The 13,847-nt window shown below is 72.2% G+C and carries 17 protein-coding genes; 5 read left to right on the top strand and 12 right to left on the bottom strand.

All coding sequences use genetic code 11. The features are described from left to right. Position 1 precedes the first annotated feature (1 nt). Genes FXF65_RS15250 through phtC form a run of 3 tightly spaced genes read left to right on the top strand, consistent with a single transcriptional unit; the run spans position 2 to position 2,153 of the window. Entirely contained in the window at positions 2-199 is a 198-nt protein-coding gene (locus tag FXF65_RS15250) for a ferredoxin (protein ID WP_148350556.1), read from the top strand. After that, the gene (locus tag FXF65_RS15245) at positions 196-1,431 is read left to right on the top strand and encodes an NAD(P)/FAD-dependent oxidoreductase (protein ID WP_148350555.1); all 1,236 of its coding nucleotides are present in this window, start codon (positions 196-198) and stop codon (positions 1,429-1,431) included. Before FXF65_RS15250 ends, FXF65_RS15245 begins: the two co-directional genes overlap by 4 nt. Next, positions 1,428-2,153 carry a 3,4-dihydroxyphthalate decarboxylase gene (phtC, locus tag FXF65_RS15240; RefSeq protein ID WP_148350554.1) on the top strand — a complete coding sequence of 242 codons (726 nt, stop codon included), beginning with the start codon at positions 1,428-1,430 and terminating at the stop codon, positions 2,151-2,153. The genes FXF65_RS15245 and phtC overlap by 4 nt, the downstream gene beginning before the upstream one ends. Here phtC and FXF65_RS15235 read toward each other — a convergent pair. From FXF65_RS15235 to FXF65_RS15185, 12 genes are all read right to left on the bottom strand, one after another. Further along, on the bottom strand, positions 2,137-2,886 hold the full coding sequence (locus FXF65_RS15235) for a cupin domain-containing protein (RefSeq protein WP_148350553.1): 750 nt from the start codon (positions 2,884-2,886) through the stop codon (positions 2,137-2,139). The genes phtC and FXF65_RS15235 overlap by 17 nt on opposite strands. Continuing rightward, the gene (locus FXF65_RS15230) at positions 2,883-4,016 is read right to left on the bottom strand and encodes an alpha/beta hydrolase (protein WP_222868562.1); all 1,134 of its coding nucleotides are present in this window, start codon (positions 4,014-4,016) and stop codon (positions 2,883-2,885) included. Before FXF65_RS15230 ends, FXF65_RS15235 begins: the two co-directional genes overlap by 4 nt. A 31-nt stretch (positions 4,017-4,047) precedes the next feature. Further along, positions 4,048-4,812: an SDR family NAD(P)-dependent oxidoreductase gene (locus tag FXF65_RS15225; RefSeq protein WP_148350552.1), complete on the bottom strand. Its 765-nt coding sequence runs from the start codon at positions 4,810-4,812 to the stop codon at positions 4,048-4,050. A 15-nt stretch (positions 4,813-4,827) separates the two neighbouring features. Continuing rightward, a complete protein-coding gene (locus FXF65_RS15220; RefSeq protein ID WP_246198646.1) occupies positions 4,828-5,571 on the bottom strand; it encodes an ABC transporter ATP-binding protein in 744 nt (247 codons plus the stop codon). Continuing rightward, a complete protein-coding gene (locus tag FXF65_RS15215; RefSeq protein ID WP_222868561.1) occupies positions 5,561-6,313 on the bottom strand; it encodes an ABC transporter ATP-binding protein in 753 nt (250 codons plus the stop codon). Before FXF65_RS15215 ends, FXF65_RS15220 begins: the two co-directional genes overlap by 11 nt. Beyond that, positions 6,306-7,166, bottom strand: a complete 861-nt coding sequence (locus FXF65_RS15210) for a branched-chain amino acid ABC transporter permease (protein WP_148350550.1) — start codon at positions 7,164-7,166, stop codon at positions 6,306-6,308. Before FXF65_RS15210 ends, FXF65_RS15215 begins: the two co-directional genes overlap by 8 nt. Further along, positions 7,166-8,044 (bottom strand): branched-chain amino acid ABC transporter permease, encoded by an 879-nt coding sequence (locus FXF65_RS15205; protein WP_148350549.1) that lies wholly within the window; start codon positions 8,042-8,044, stop codon positions 7,166-7,168. The genes FXF65_RS15210 and FXF65_RS15205 overlap by 1 nt, the downstream gene beginning before the upstream one ends. A gap of 4 nt (positions 8,045-8,048) precedes the next feature. Then, the gene (locus FXF65_RS15200) at positions 8,049-9,233 is read right to left on the bottom strand and encodes an ABC transporter substrate-binding protein (protein WP_222868560.1); all 1,185 of its coding nucleotides are present in this window, start codon (positions 9,231-9,233) and stop codon (positions 8,049-8,051) included. Positions 9,234-9,480: 247 nt separating this feature from the next. Next, positions 9,481-10,254 carry an SDR family NAD(P)-dependent oxidoreductase gene (locus FXF65_RS15195; protein WP_187412303.1) on the bottom strand — a complete coding sequence of 258 codons (774 nt, stop codon included), beginning with the start codon at positions 10,252-10,254 and terminating at the stop codon, positions 9,481-9,483. After that, a complete protein-coding gene (locus tag FXF65_RS43750) occupies positions 10,251-10,778 on the bottom strand; it encodes a UGSC family (seleno)protein (RefSeq protein ID WP_187412302.1) in 528 nt (175 codons plus the stop codon). Before FXF65_RS43750 ends, FXF65_RS15195 begins: the two co-directional genes overlap by 4 nt. Further along, complete coding sequence (locus tag FXF65_RS15190) at positions 10,775-11,848, bottom strand: hypothetical protein (RefSeq protein WP_148350546.1); 1,074 nt, start codon at positions 11,846-11,848, stop codon at positions 10,775-10,777. Before FXF65_RS15190 ends, FXF65_RS43750 begins: the two co-directional genes overlap by 4 nt. Further along, the gene (locus FXF65_RS15185; RefSeq protein WP_148350545.1) at positions 11,845-12,357 is read right to left on the bottom strand and encodes a VOC family protein; all 513 of its coding nucleotides are present in this window, start codon (positions 12,355-12,357) and stop codon (positions 11,845-11,847) included. Before FXF65_RS15185 ends, FXF65_RS15190 begins: the two co-directional genes overlap by 4 nt. A gap of 102 nt (positions 12,358-12,459) precedes the next feature. Between FXF65_RS15185 and FXF65_RS15180 the strand changes: the two genes are divergently transcribed. Together FXF65_RS15180 and FXF65_RS15175 are read left to right on the top strand one after the other, a co-directional pair. Further along, positions 12,460-12,888, top strand: a complete 429-nt coding sequence (locus FXF65_RS15180; RefSeq protein WP_187412301.1) for a DUF3237 domain-containing protein — start codon at positions 12,460-12,462, stop codon at positions 12,886-12,888. 146 nt (positions 12,889-13,034) lie between these two features. Continuing rightward, complete coding sequence (locus tag FXF65_RS15175) at positions 13,035-13,844, top strand: IclR family transcriptional regulator (protein ID WP_148350543.1); 810 nt, start codon at positions 13,035-13,037, stop codon at positions 13,842-13,844. Positions 13,845-13,847 lie beyond the last annotated feature (3 nt).

Genomic DNA, 13,847 nt, shown 5'->3' with positions numbered 1-13,847 from the left:
CATGCCCATCCTGCGGGCTGACAAGGGCGCCTGCCAGGGTTACGCGAACTGCGTCGTGGCCGCCCCGGACGTCTACGACATCGACGACGACGGCGTCGTCGTCCTGCTGAAGGAAAGCGTCCCCGAGGAAGACCGTCAGCGGGTCGAAGAGGCCGCCCGGAGCTGCCCGGTCTCAGCACTCGCCGTCGAGGACGAATGAGCCGCACCGCCGTCGTGGTCGGCTCGTCGGTGGCGGGCGTCCGCACCGCCCAAGCGCTGACAGCGGGCGGGTTCGAGGGCCGCGTCCTCGTCATCGGCGCCGAGGACGCCGAGCCCTACGACAAGCCGCCGCTCTCGAAGCACTTCCTCACCGGCGCATGGGCGGCCGGGAGGCTGTCCCTCCTGAACGGCGGGCCCTCGGACGAGCGGATCGAACTGCGTCTCGGAGCCGCCGCCGAACACCTCGACGTCGCGGACAAGCAGGTCAGGCTCGCCGACGGCACCCGCATCCCCTACGACGTGTGCGTGATCGCGACCGGGGCGTCCGCCCGGCCCTCGCCGTGGGCGGCGCGCGACGGCGTCCATGTGCTGCGGACCCTCGGGGACGGCGCGGCGCTGCGCCGGGACCTGCTGCGCGGCGGCGAGGTCGTCGTGGTCGGCGGCGGGTTCGTCGGCGCCGAGGTGGCCGCCGCCGCACGCGGTCTCGCTTGCCGGGTCACGATCGTCGATCCGCTCCTCGATCCGATGGCGCGGGTCCTCGGCCCGGCGGTCGGGCCGCTGCTGACCGGCATCCACGAACGCCACGGCGTGCGGACCCGCTTCGGCACCGGAGTCGTCGCGATCGAGGGGACGAGCGGCGATCTCCGCGTGTGCCTCGACGACGGCGCCGTTCTGCCCGCCGCGACCGTCGTGGTCGGCATCGGCGCCGTCCCCAACGACGGCTGGCTGCGCTCGTCCGGACTGGACGTCGCGAACGGCGTGCTCTGCGACGAATACTGCCGCGCGCAAGGAACGCAGGACGTGTTCGCCGCCGGTGACGTGGCCCGCTGGCCGCACCCGCGCCACGGCGACCACGTCCGCGTGGAGCACTGGACGAACGCCGTCGAGCAGGCCGCGTGCGTGGCCCGCAACATCGTCCGACCCGACGAGCCGGTCCCCTACCGGCCGGTGGAGTACGTGTGGAGCGACCAGTACGACTGGAAGATCCAGATCGCCGGGAGCCCGGCGCGGGCGACCGACCACACCGTGATCGGGGACCTCACGGGCGACAGGCCGCGCGCCGCCGTCGCCTACACCGACGCCGCCGGGCGCCTCGCCGCCGCCGTCACCCTCAACTGGCCGCGAGCGCTGGTCACGTGCCGGCGCCTCCTGGCCGCCGAAGCCGGCTTCACCGAGGCGCTCGCCGAACTGGACCGACCGGCCCGCGCCCGACCCGCAGGAAGGCGACCATGACCGAAGACCCCTTCGCCGAACTCCGCCGCCAGATCGCGGACGCCTGCCGGGTGCTGGCCGTCCGGGGCCTGTCCGACGGGATCCTCGGCCACATCAGCCTGCGCACCGGCCCCGACCGGCTCCTCGTCCGCTGCCGCGGGCCGCACGAGCGCGGCCTCGCGCACACCACCCCCGCCGACATCCGCCTGGTTGACCTCGACGGCGCGCCAGGTGCGGAAGGCGAACTCGACGGAGGCTGGGCCCCGCCGAACGAACTGCCCCTCCACACCGAGGTGCTGCGACAGCGACCGGACGTCCAGGCGGTCGTCCACGCGCACCCGCCCGCCGTCGTGGCCGCCGACCTGGCCGGGCTCGCGATCCGTCCCATCGTCGGCGCGTTCGACATTCCCGGCGCGCGGCTCGCGCGGGCCGGGGTGCCCGTGTATCCGCGCGGCGTGCTGGTCCGCGACCGGCGGCTCGCCGGGGAGATGGTCGACGCGCTCGGCGACAGGCCCGTGGTCCTGCTGCGCGGGCACGGGATCACCAGCACCGGCGCGACGGTGCCCGAGGCCGTGCTGCGCGCGATCTCGGTCGACACCATCGCGCGGATGTCGCTCACGGTCGCGAGCGCGGGCGGGACGCTGCGCGACCTGCCGGACCGCGACCTCGCCGAACTGCCCGACCTCGGCGGGGCGTTCAACGAGGCCACGGCCTGGCGGCACGAGCTCAGCCGCCTTCGGTGAGCGCGTCGCGGAGGCCGTGGAAGACCGCGAGCACCTCCCGGCCGTCCAGCGTCTCCTCATGCCCGGACGCCTTCAGCCGCACCTGCTCGCCGAGGTCGTGGACGATGAACCCGCCGTCGAACTCGTTGTGCCCGAGGTGCATCTCGTAGGCGCACAGGGCACGCACCCCGCGCATGAACGAGTCGCGCGGAGTGCGCAGCGAGCCGCCGCCGGGCCAGGAGATCTCGACCTCCGTGTCGTGGATCTCGAAGGCGAAGCCGCCGGCCTTCCGGCTCGTGTCCGGCGTGACCGGGTTCTTGCCCAGGTCGTCCCAGAACGGGTTGTGCGGCATGAGCTCCAGGGTGATGCGGCGCTTGCCGTCGCCGGAGTACGTCCGGTGCGCGACCTCCTGGGGCAGCCGCAGCAGGTCACCGGCCCTGCCCACGTAGTGGCCGTACCGCTGGTAGCCCTCGGTGTCCTTGAACTCGACCCGGACGCTGCCGTACGCGATGTAGAGGTACTGCGCGCCGTCGAGGTTGGTGTTCCAGAACGGCAGGAAGTCGGCGGCCCCGGTCGACTCCCAGATCCGGACGGGCCCCATCGCGCCCAGCTCGGCGGGCACATGCGTCGGACGGTCCGCCGCCCCGCCGAACGTCAACACGTTGACGATGTCGAACAGCTCGTGCCTGCCGCTTATGTGCGACTCGCCGGGCTCGACCTTGAGGTCGGCGAAATCCGGGTGCAGTTCGGTCATGCGCGTAGCCCCTTAGCTTCAATCCACCCGACGAGCGTGTCGGCGACGTGCGCGATCAGGTCCGGCTGTCCTTGCAGGTAGTGGTTGCCGCCCTCCACCGGCACGAGCTTCCGGTCGTCGTGCGGGATCGCGTCGTACATCGACCGGGCGTGGCTCGGGAAGCACACCTGGTCGGCGGTGCCGTACATGACGAGCGTCGGGACGTTCGTCCGCGCGATGTGCCGGGGGCCGTCGCAGTTGGAGTCGTCCACGCTCCACTGGCTGAGCCACGAGCGGAGGCTCGTGTGGTGGCCGAGCGTCGCGGGCAGCAGGTTGGACGTCACCGCCGGACCCCACAGCGTGCCCGGCGTGCGGTCGGACGCGTCGAGCGCCGTGTCCAGGAACCGAGGGTCGGCGACGGTGCCGTGCACCAGGAACGGCAGGTCGCGCAGGCCGTCGTCGCGCTTGTCCAGCGCGGCGAGCTGCTCGCGCACCCAGGCCGTGATCCGCCGGCTCCGGGCGAGCTGCGCGGCCCGGTACCGCTCCACGAACTCCGGGCTGTACGGAGGGCCGTTGCGCGGATCGAACATGTCCAGTTCGGCGTCGCGCCTGAGCGGGTCGTGCTCGTCGACGATCGCCGGGTCCAGCCATTCGGTGTAGACGATGGCGCGGCCCGGGTGGGCCATCAGCGAGACGAGGCCGTCCACCGGCGGCAGCGCGGCCTTCGTCAGGTCGGGCGGGTCCCCGGCGGGCGTCGCGCGCACGGTCGGGGACTCGGCCTGGCTCTGGTAGAAGGCGGTGAGCCCGCCGCCGCCGGAGTTCCCGATCAGGACGACCTTCTCGTAGCCGCGCTCGCGCAGGAACCCGATCGCGGCCCCGACGTCGAGCACGCAGTTCTCCATGATGAGCGCGCTGTCGTTGCCGATGTAGCGGGTGTTCAGGCCGACCGCGTCCACGCCGCGCTCGGCCAGCGGGCCCAGCAGGTAGTGGCCGAGGAAGTTCGAGCTGGGGTGCACCACGACGACGGCCGTCCGGGACGGCTCCGCCGCGCGGTGCAGCGACCCCCACACCTTCCCGGCCATCCGGGCCACCCCGGAGTAGATGTCGATGCCGGCGCCCGCCGCCATCGGGATCCCGAGCAGCTCGATCACCGCTCACGCACCTTTCGTGTCATGTAAGCCGTCATGCGATGAGGCGGCCGCCGTCGACCACGATCGTCTGGCCGGTCATGAAGCGGGACTCGTCCCCGGCCAGGTAGAGGGCGGCCTCCGCGATGTCCTTCGGCTCGCCCGCGTAACCGAGGAGCAGCCTGTCGGTGAGGAAGTCGAGCCGTTCCTGGTCGCGGAAGACCGGGTCGGTGGCGGGCGTCCTGGTCAGCCCGGGGGCCACCGCGTTGCATCGGATGCCCTCCTTGCCGTAGTCGAACGCGATCGACCTGGTCAGCGCGATGACGCCGCCCTTGGCCGCCATGTAGGCGGCGAAGCTCGGGGTGGCCACGAGACCGGCCGTCGACGCCGTGTTGACGATCACGCCGCCGCCCGCGGCGACCATGTGCGGGATCGCGTACTTGCAGCCGAGGAAGACGCTCTTCAACGTGGTGTCGATCGTCCGGTCCCACTCGGGGAGGGTCGTGTCGGCGACCGTGCGGCCGAGCGGCGCCCAGTAGGCGTTGTTGTGCAGGACGTGCAATCCGCCGTACGCCTCGGCGGCGCCGTCCACCATGGCCTGGACGGCGTCCGGGTCCGTCACGTCGGTCCGGCAGGCGCGGGCGACGCCGCCGTCCGCCGTGATCGCCTCGACGGTCTGCCGCGCGCCCTCCTCGTCGATGTCGGCGACGGTCACCAGCGCGCCCTCGCGCGCGAACCGGACGGCCGTCTCCCGGCCGATGCCGGACGCGGCCCCGGTGACGATGACGGACCTCTCCTCGAAACGACGGCGAGACGCCACGGTGGTTCTCCCTTTCTATTCGGCGGAGCCGAGGTAGCCCCGGAGCAGCGACGGGTCCTCGGCGAGGTCGGCGGCCGGGCCGGACGCGGTGACGCGCCCGGCGGTGAGCACGTAGCCGCGGTCGGCCACGGCGAGCCCTTGGGCGACGTTCTGCTCGACCAGCAGCACGGTCTGGCCGTCGGCGGCGAGCGCGCGGATCATCGCGAACACCTCCCGGACGAGCAGCGGCGACAGGCCGAGGGACGGCTCGTCCAGCAGGAGGAGCTTCGGCTTCGCCATCAGCGCCCGGCCGATCACGAGCATCTGCTGCTCGCCGCCGGAGAGGGTGCCCGCCTTCTGCGCGCGGCGGTCCTTCAGGCGGGGGAAGCGGTCGAAGACCTCGTCCAGCGACGCCCGGACCTCCGCGCGGTCGCGGCGGGTGAACGCGCCGACCCGGAGGTTCTCCTCCACGGTCAGGCGGGGCAGGGCGCGCCGCCCCTCGGGGACGTGCGCCATGCCCGCCCGCACCAGCAGGTCGCTCCGCAGGCCGGTGACGTCCCGCCCGTCGAGGACGACGCTGCCGGACCACGGCCGGATCATCCCGGAGACGGCGCGCAGCACCGTGCTCTTGCCCGCGCCGTTCGGCCCGAGCACCGCGACCAGCTCGCCGCGCCGCACCTCGACGCTCACGTCCGCGACCCCGGTGACGCGGCCGTACCCGGCCCGCAACCCGGTGATCTTGAGCAGCTCTTCCGGTTCAGGTGCCGTTTCAGGTGCCAAGGTAGGCCGTCCTTACCTCATCGCTGGCCAGGACCTGTCCGGGCGGTCCGTCGGTCAGCCTGCGGCCGAAGTTGAGCACGGTGACGTGGTCGCAGATGTTGGAGATCACGTCCATGTCGTGCTCGACCACGACGACGGTCAGCCCCTCGTCCCGCAGCTCCCGGATACGCGGGACGAGGGACCGCCGGTCCTCGGCGGTCATGCCGCTCGCGGGCTCGTCGAGCAGCAGCACCTTCGGCCGGGCCGCGAGGGCCCGCGCCATTTCGAGTTGTTTCTGCAGGCCGTAGGGCAACTCGGCGGCCCGGCGGCCCCGGTAGTCGGTCAGCCCGAACAGCTCCAGGGACCGTTCGGCCTCGGCGCGCAGCCGCCGGTCCCCGCCGGTCCGCAGCGGCCACAGCGACCGCGCCCCGGTGACGGCCCGGCTGTGCTGCCCGAGCAGCACGTTCTCCAGGACGGTCAGCCCGCCGAACAGCCGGATGTTCTGGAACGTCCGGACGATCCCAAGCGGCACCCGCCGCTGCGGGGTGAGGCGGGTGACGTCCCGCCCGCCGAGCACGACCCGTCCCTCGTCCGGCGGCACGTAGCCGGAGACGACGTTGAGCAGGGTCGTCTTGCCCGCGCCGTTCGGTCCGACGACGCCGTGCACGGACCCTCCGGCCACCTCCAGGTCGACCGCGCCGAGCGCCTCGACGCCCTGGAAGTGCTTGGTCACCGCGGACACCCGCAGCAGCGGCTCAGCCAACGGACTCACGCTCCCGTCGCGGGATGAGCCGCGGCAGCCGGACCCCGCCGGCGCCGCCGCGGCCGATCAGACCCTGCGGGCGCACGATCATCAGCGCCACGAACAGCAGGCCGTAGACGATCTCGTACCACTCGTTCAGCCAGTCGAAGTAGATCGGCAGCAGGCTCAGCGCGATGGCGCCGATGGCCGCGCCCCAGAAGTACTCGACCCCGCCGAGCACGCAGTAGAGGATGATCAGCAGCGCCTGGTGCGGGCCGAACAGCTCCGGGGTGATGACCATGAGCTGGTGCGCGGACAGCGCCCCGGCGACGCCCGTCACCGCGGCGGACGTGGCGAACGCGCCCACCGCGATGCGCGTGATGCGCAGCCCGGACGCCATCGCGGCCCGCTCGTCCTCCCGGATCGCCTTGTGCGCGAGGCCGAGCCGGGACCGGCTCAGCAGCACGAGGTAGCCGACCGCGAGCAGCACGCAGCCGACCACGAGCGGCACCGTCGTCCCGGTCATGCCGAGCATGCCGCTGGCGCCGCCGACGTAGTCCCACTGCGAGATCAGCAGGTTGACCAGCTGGGAGAACACGAACGTGATGATGGCGAGGTAGAGCAGCGAGAGCCGCAGCGCCATCCAGCCGATCAGCCCGCCCGCGACGGCCGCCGTGACGCCCGCCGCGACCATCGCGACCGGGAGCGGCCAGGAGAAGTTCACCGTCAGGATCGACGCGGTGTACGCGCCGATCGCCATGAAGGCCGTGTGGCCGAACGAGTACTTGCCGGTCGAGACCGCGATCCAGTAGCCGAGGGCCAGCAGGACGTTGATGCCGACCGTGAGGATGACCGCCTCGTTGAAGCTGGACATCAGACCCTCTCCAACACGCCGGCGTTGCGTCCGAACAGCCCCTGCGGCCGGACCAGCAGCACGATGCCGACGAGGACGAACACGATCAGGTCGCGGAGCGTCGCCGACAGGTAGGCGACGGTCAGCGTCTGGATCAGCCCGATGAGCAGGGCCGCGAGCACGCCGCCCGAGACGCTGCCGAGCCCGCCCACCACGATGATCATCAGTGCGGTGAGCGTGGTGGTGAACCCGTCGAACGGGCTGACCGAGTGGTAGGCGAGCCCGGTGAGCAGGCCCGCCGCCCCGGCGAGGACGCCGGACAGCGCGAACGTCAGCAGGATGACCCGCTGCACGGGGACGCCGAGCAGGCCCGCGGCGGTCGCGTCGTCCGACACCGCGCGGATCGCCGTCCCCCACGGGGTGCGTTCGAGGAACACGTAGAGCCCGACCGTCAGCAGCGTGGCGAGCAGCAGGATCACGAGCTGCGCGCCGGACACCGTGAAGGCGCCGAGGTCGAGCCGGACGCCGGACAGCACGTCCGGGACCGTCCGCTGGTGGCTGCCGAACGCCTTGGTGACGACGGCGGTCAGCACCAGCCCGCAGCCGAGGCTGCTGAGGATCGACGCCGTCGGGAAGTCGGCGGACACGAACCGGAACGACAGGTAGTAGACCGCCACCGCCACGCCCCCGCCGACCAGGGTGGCGGCGGCGAAGCTCACCAGGAAGGGAACCGGCGTCTCGGTCATGATGAGCGCGCCGAGGACGGCGCTCAGCATCGCCGTCTCGCCGAGGGCGAAGTTCAGCCGGTCCATCGCGCCGACGACGAGGTTGAAGCCCAGGGCGACCAGGCAGAAGGTCGCCCCGAGCAACAGACCGTTGAACAGCTGCTGTGCGAGCATGCGGTCAGCCGGCGCTCTTGTCGATCACGAACTTGCCGTCCTTGACGACCGCCTGGAGCTGCGGGCGCTGCGCGATGCCGTCCTTGAACGTGGTGGCGTCGGCCATGCCCTGGTAGTTCTGCATGGCGTTGAGCGCCTCCTGGATCGCGACCCGGCCCTTCTCGGTGTCGCCGGCCTTCACGCCCTTCTCCTCGATCGCCTTGGCGATCATGTGGACGGCGTCGAAGGCGTAGGCGAAGTTGAGCGGGATGTCGGCCTGGCCGGTGGCCGTCTGCGCCGCCTCCAGCAGCGGCTTCGCCGCGGGCGTCTCGCTGTGCGGGTCGAACTGCGCGGCGGCGAGCGTGCCCTCGGTGTCCTTCCCGCCCGCCGCGACGTAGGCCGCGCCGCCGGACTGGAGCGAGCCGGTGCCGAGCAGCGTGAAGTCCTGGCGCTGGCTGCGCGCCTCCCGGGCGATGCGGCCCGCGTCGTCCGGACCGGCGGCGAGGGCCAGCACGTCCGGCTTCGCGGCGGCGATCGAGGTCACCTGCGAGGCGAAGCTGGAGTCGCCGCTCTTGAACGTCACGCTCTTGACGATCTCGACGCCGTTGCTGCCGAAGACCTTGCGGAACAGGTCCGCCTGGGCCTTCGTGGTGGCGTTGGCCTCGTCGCTGATGATCGCGGCGCGCTTCAGCTTCCTGCTCTGAATGATCTTGGCGAGCACGGGGGTGCTGTTGTCGGCGTCCGGCTGGGCGATGGTGAAGCCGTACGGGCGGGAGTTCTGCAGCACGCCGGGACGCGCCGCGCCGGGGCTCACGATCGGCACCTTGAGCTTGTTGGCGGCCGAGCAGGCGACCTCGCAGCCCGCGCTGTCGACCGGGCCGACGATCGCGAGGACCTTCTGCTTCGCGGCCAGCTCGGGGATGAGCGTCGCGGTTGCGGTCGGCTTGTTCTGGCTGTCGACCTTGACCAGCTCCAGCTTGACGCCGCCGACGCCGCCCGCGTCGTTCAGCAGCTTCACGGCGTACTCGGCGCCCGCCACCATCGTCTTCGCGTTGCTGGCGAACGGTCCGGCGGAACTGGTGACGAGGCCGATCTTGAGGGTCTTGGACCCGCCGCCCGAGTCGGAGCCCTCGCCGCCGCAGGCCGCCAGGGCCAGCGCGGCGACGGTCAGCCCGACCGCGACGCGACCGGCGGTGCCGGTTGTGATCATCGTGGATCCCTTCATCTGGCGAGCGTGCGAAGCGCCTGCTGAGCACGGTCTCGGCGACCAGATTCTCTTTTCTCCAGAATTAGTTTCTGGAGAATAGCGATTGCGGGTGCGTCCGTAAAGACCTTCGCGGGGCCTTCCTGGCGGATGTTCGCGCTGGTCGGACCACATGTGGACGGCATGCGGGCGCGCCGGGGCCGCGGCGCCGCGCGGACGCCGCGAGAGGGAGCGGGGGCGGGCGGGGCCGCCGTCAGCCGTGGGCCCAGCCGCCGTCGACGTTCACGACCTGCCCGGTGATGAAGTCCGAGGCCGGGGAGCACAGGAACTCCACCGCGCCGCAGAGGTCGTCCGGGACGCCGACCACGGGCAGGCACTGCTCGCTCTTCATGCGCTCCAGCAGTGCCGTCGCCGCCTGCGGGGTGTGCACCGTCTTCCTCGTCTCGACGGGGATGTAGCCGGGCGCGATGGCGTTCACGCGGATCCCGTCCGGGCCCAGCTCGCGCGCGAGCGCCCGCGTCAGGCCGACCACCCCTGCTTTCGCCGCGACGTAGGGCGCGAGCCCGACCGGCAGGCCCTTCGACACCATGGTCGAGCTGACGTTCACGATCTTGCCGTGCCCGGCGGCGCGCATGTGCGGGACGACCGCCCGCGCGCACAGCCACTGCCCGGTCAGGTTCACGTCGAGGACGCGCGTCCAGTCGGCGCGGGCGAACGAGTCGAACGGCGCGGACGGCAGCAGCGCGCCGCCCGCGTTGTTGACCAGGGCGTCTATCCGTCCCCAGCGTTCGACCACCGCGGCGACGAACGCGCCTACCTGGTCCTCGTCGGTGACGTCGGCCTCGTGCGCGCTCACCCGGTCCGCGCCGGCGTCGGCGGCGATGGCCTCGGCGGCGGCGCGGGCCGCGTCGCCCGCTACGTCCACGACGGCGACGCGGTTCCCCGCCAGCGCCAGCCGGGCCGCGTACGCGCGGCCGAGTCCCTGCCCGCCGCCGGTGACGATCGCGACCCGCTCGGCCGCCGTCACCGGTCCGCCCGCCCGCGGATCTGGCCGAGCGCGACGTCCGCACGCACGGCGAGCAGGTCGTCGGTCAGCGAGCCGAGCGGATGGTCGATGACGGTCAGCGGCAGCTCGGGGACGCCCGCCGCCCGCGCCGCGATCTTCGCCGTGGTGACCATCTCCGTGGTGCACACGACGTAGGTCGGGACGCCTCGGCGTTCGAGCGCGATCGCGTCCCGCACCGTGCACGAGCAGCAACCGGCGCAGTCGCCGACCCCCGTCACCACGACGTCGCACTGCGCGGCGAGGTCGTCGAGCATCTCGTCGGACGCGACGCGCCCGATGCTGGGCTTGCGCGCCCACGCCGCGTCGAGGGCGCCGTCCTCGCGCAGCCGCGCGGACAGCAGGGTGAGGAAGCGGTCGCTGTTCGGCTTGCCGTTGTCGAGGTACCCGACCGCGAGCCCGGCCAGCGTCGCCGGACGGGGCAACGCCCCGGACGTCTCACGCGGAACGTCAGCGGTCGGATCAAGGACGACGAGCCCCTCTGTCATGACGTCTCCCTCCGGGGTATTTGGCAACGCTCCGCCTCCTGCGGGGAAAGCCCTTCGGTGACGGGTGCGGACTCGTGGCCGCCGACCCAGTACGGGACGACCGCCGAGTATCCGTAGGCGTCGCCCCCGGCGACGGTGATCAGGATGTCCTCGGGGCGGCGGACGACGGTGCGCTCCTCGCCCTCGTCCTCGGGCGTCGCGGTGTCCGGCAGGCGGCCCGCGCGGCGGAGCGCTCCGACGCTGCGCCTCGCCAGTCGGAACAGCTCTTCGCGCACGTCCGCCTTCGTCATCCCGGCTCGTTGGATGATCTCGGCGTGCCGGGGGCCGATCACCACGACGAAGCTCCCGCCGGTGTAGTGGCACGGCAGCATCGCGTCGGCGATCGTCGCGAGGATGGGGCCGGGCTCGCTCGCCCAGTCGTTGCGCGCGTTGACCGGCGCCTCACCGGCGAACACCGTCACGGCGCTCTGGTCGGCGGGCACGCCCCGGTCGGCGTGCAGCGGCGGCCATCCGGCCGCGTGCGGGAACGTCGTGCTCTCGCCGATGCAGTAGGCGTACTTGCCCGGATGCCCGAAGGTGGACTTGTCCAGGACGCCCGGCACGCCGCCGCACAGGTTCTGCAGGATGAGCCGGACCGCCCGGCCGATCGTGGCGTTCGCGTGGTGGCCGGGCCCGAACAGGCTGAACGAGGTGTTGACGTTCAGCTGGTCCACCACCGGCCCGCTGATGATCAGGAGCGGCGCGGTGGCGCCGCTGACCGTGGTGCTGTGCAGGTTGAACGGCTCGCGGGTGAGGGCGCGGACGGTCGCGACCAGCACCGACATGGACTCCTCGCGGCAGCCCGCGGCGACCGCGTTGACCGCGATCTTCTCCAGGGTGAGCGCGGCGCCCTGCTCGGGCAGCCGTCCGATCACCCGGTCGGCCGGGATGCCGGACGCCTCGACGAAGCGCTCGACCCGCTCCGGCGTCGGCGGGACGACGGGCAGCCCGTCGCCCCAGCCGTTCCGGATGAACAGGTCCTGCGCCGCGTCGGCGTCGGCCACCGCGTGCCGGGTGGACGCGAGCGTCATGCGCGGGCCGCGCCGTGCTCGTCCTGCCAGGCGCGCACGGCCTTCTCCGCGGCCGCCGCGTCGTCGTCGTTCAGCGGACGGTTCTGGTACGTCAGCTCCAGGCGCACGCCGTTGGGGTCGAAGAAGTAGATCGACGACCAGATGCCCTCGTGGTCGACGACGCCCTTGACCTCGATACCGGCCTCGACCAGGCGGTCGCGGGCGGCCTCCACCTCCTCCAGGCTGTCCAGCGAGAGCGCGATGTGCGGCGCCCAGCGCGGCAGCGGGGAGTCGTGGTGGTCGGCGTCGAGCCCCTCGATCTCGAAGAACGCGATGCACGAGCCGTCGCCCATCTCGAAGAACGTGTGCAGGAAGGTCATCGGCTCGCCGGTGCTGCCCACGCTGTCGTCCATGGCGTAGCCGACCAGCCGGAAGCCGAGCAGCTCGGTGTAGAAGCGCTTGGTCGCCGCGGTGTCACGGGTCACGTACGCGACGTGGTTGAGGCCCCGAGGTCGGTCGAATCCAGTCATGGCTGGCCTCTCTGATCAGCGAGGGTATCGGTTGATTTCTTCAATGCAGAATGCTTTTCTGGTCATCGGATGTCAACCCCCGACCTGCCAGAAGGAGACCGCGTGGGCATCGAGCTGGACCCGCTGGGCACGCTGACGATCACGATCGAGCGGCACACGAAGCTCCCGTCGACCCCGGCGGGCGGGCGGCTGATCGGCGAGGCCGCCGACTGCCGGTGGGAGGGGGACCGGGTCCGGGCGAGCCAGCTCGGACGCAGCGCCAGCGACTGGGTGCGCGTCCACGCGGACGACTCGGTCAGCGTGGACGCCCGGATCCTGCTGCGCACCGACGACGGCGCCGTCATCGCCATGACCTACCAGGGGAAGGCCGACAAGCCGCCCGCGGACGGCGGCGTCATCTTCACCGCGCCGACCTTCGAGACCGACGACGAGCGGTACGGGTGGCTGAACAGGGTCCAAGCGGTGGGCCTCGGCCGCCGGACCGGCAGCACGCTCGTCTACGAGCTCTACGCGCTGACCGCCGCGACCTGACCCGCCCGGCGCGGTATTCGCGCGGTGGTCGCGGCACTCCGCGTCGCCCATGTCGGAGCGATAATGGAGAGTCCCGATCGGGACCGTCGGACGTCGCCCGACGCGCACACGACCCGCGCCCCAAGACAACCGCCAGAAAGGCACCAATGCCCGATCACGCCGCCGGTCCGGACGCGGATCCGCCCGCCGAGCCGGAGCACTCCGCTCCCCCGCAGTACCCGATCGAGTCGGTCGACAACGCCCTCCGGCTGCTCTGGCTGATCGGCGAGCGCGGCTCCCTGCGCCTGACCGACGCCGGGGACTACCTCGGCGTCGCCTCGTCCACCGCGCACCGGCTCCTCGCGATGCTCCAGTACCGCGGCTTCGTCCGGCAGAACCGCCAGTCCCGGATGTACGAGCCGGGGCCGACCCTCGACAAGATCGCCTTCTCCCTGCTGGGCCGCCTCGACGTGCGCGAACGCGCGCGTCCGGTGCTGGAGCGGCTCAACGCCGAACTCCAGGAGACCGTCCACCTCGGGACCCTCGAAGGGCAGATGGTCCGCTTCATCGACTCGATCGAGAGCCCGCGGGCCGTCCGCGTGGGGTCCCGTCTCGGCCGGTCGATGCTCGCGCACTGCACGTCGACCGGGAAGGCCATGCTCGCCCAGCTGTCGGACGACGACCTGGTCGCGCTGTACCCCGAGGCCAAGCTCGAACAGACGACCGCCGCGTCGATCGACTCCCGCGACGCCCTCCTCGACGCGCTCAGGGACGTCCGCCGCAAGGGCTACGCGACCAGCAAGGAGGAGAGCGAGGAGGGCGTGATGTCGGTGGCCGTGGCCCTGCCGCGCTCCAACCACTCCCCGCTTGCGCTCAACATCTCCGTTCCCGCCAGCCGTATGAACGTCCCCACCCGCCGCAAGATCGTCGCCGCCCTCGCGGACGCGGTGCGGGAGATCGACGAACTGATCATCTAGACC

The sequence above is a fragment of the Actinomadura syzygii genome (assembly GCF_008085905.1).
Lineage (GTDB): Bacteria > Actinomycetota > Actinomycetes > Streptosporangiales > Streptosporangiaceae > Spirillospora > Spirillospora syzygii.
Note: the sequence above shows the minus strand (reverse complement) of the source record. Positions and strands in the feature narration are given on the sequence as shown.

Coding starts and splice junctions, on each gene's coding strand:
- FXF65_RS15250 (WP_148350556.1), top strand. CDS start 2: ATGCCCATCCTGCGGGCTGACAAGGGCGCCTGCCAGGGTTACGCGAAC.
- FXF65_RS15245 (WP_148350555.1), top strand. CDS start 196: ATGAGCCGCACCGCCGTCGTGGTCGGCTCGTCGGTGGCGGGCGTCCGC.
- phtC (WP_148350554.1), top strand. CDS start 1,428: ATGACCGAAGACCCCTTCGCCGAACTCCGCCGCCAGATCGCGGACGCC.
- FXF65_RS15235 (WP_148350553.1), bottom strand. CDS start 2,886: ATGACCGAACTGCACCCGGATTTCGCCGACCTCAAGGTCGAGCCCGGC.
- FXF65_RS15210 (WP_148350550.1), bottom strand. CDS start 7,166: ATGTCCAGCTTCAACGAGGCGGTCATCCTCACGGTCGGCATCAACGTC.
- FXF65_RS15205 (WP_148350549.1), bottom strand. CDS start 8,044: ATGCTCGCACAGCAGCTGTTCAACGGTCTGTTGCTCGGGGCGACCTTC.
- FXF65_RS15200 (WP_222868560.1), bottom strand. CDS start 9,233: ATGATCACAACCGGCACCGCCGGTCGCGTCGCGGTCGGGCTGACCGTC.
- FXF65_RS43750 (WP_187412302.1), bottom strand. CDS start 10,778: ATGACAGAGGGGCTCGTCGTCCTTGATCCGACCGCTGACGTTCCGCGT.
- FXF65_RS15190 (WP_148350546.1), bottom strand. CDS start 11,848: ATGACGCTCGCGTCCACCCGGCACGCGGTGGCCGACGCCGACGCGGCG.
- FXF65_RS15185 (WP_148350545.1), bottom strand. CDS start 12,357: ATGACTGGATTCGACCGACCTCGGGGCCTCAACCACGTCGCGTACGTG.
- FXF65_RS15175 (WP_148350543.1), top strand. CDS start 13,035: ATGCCCGATCACGCCGCCGGTCCGGACGCGGATCCGCCCGCCGAGCCG.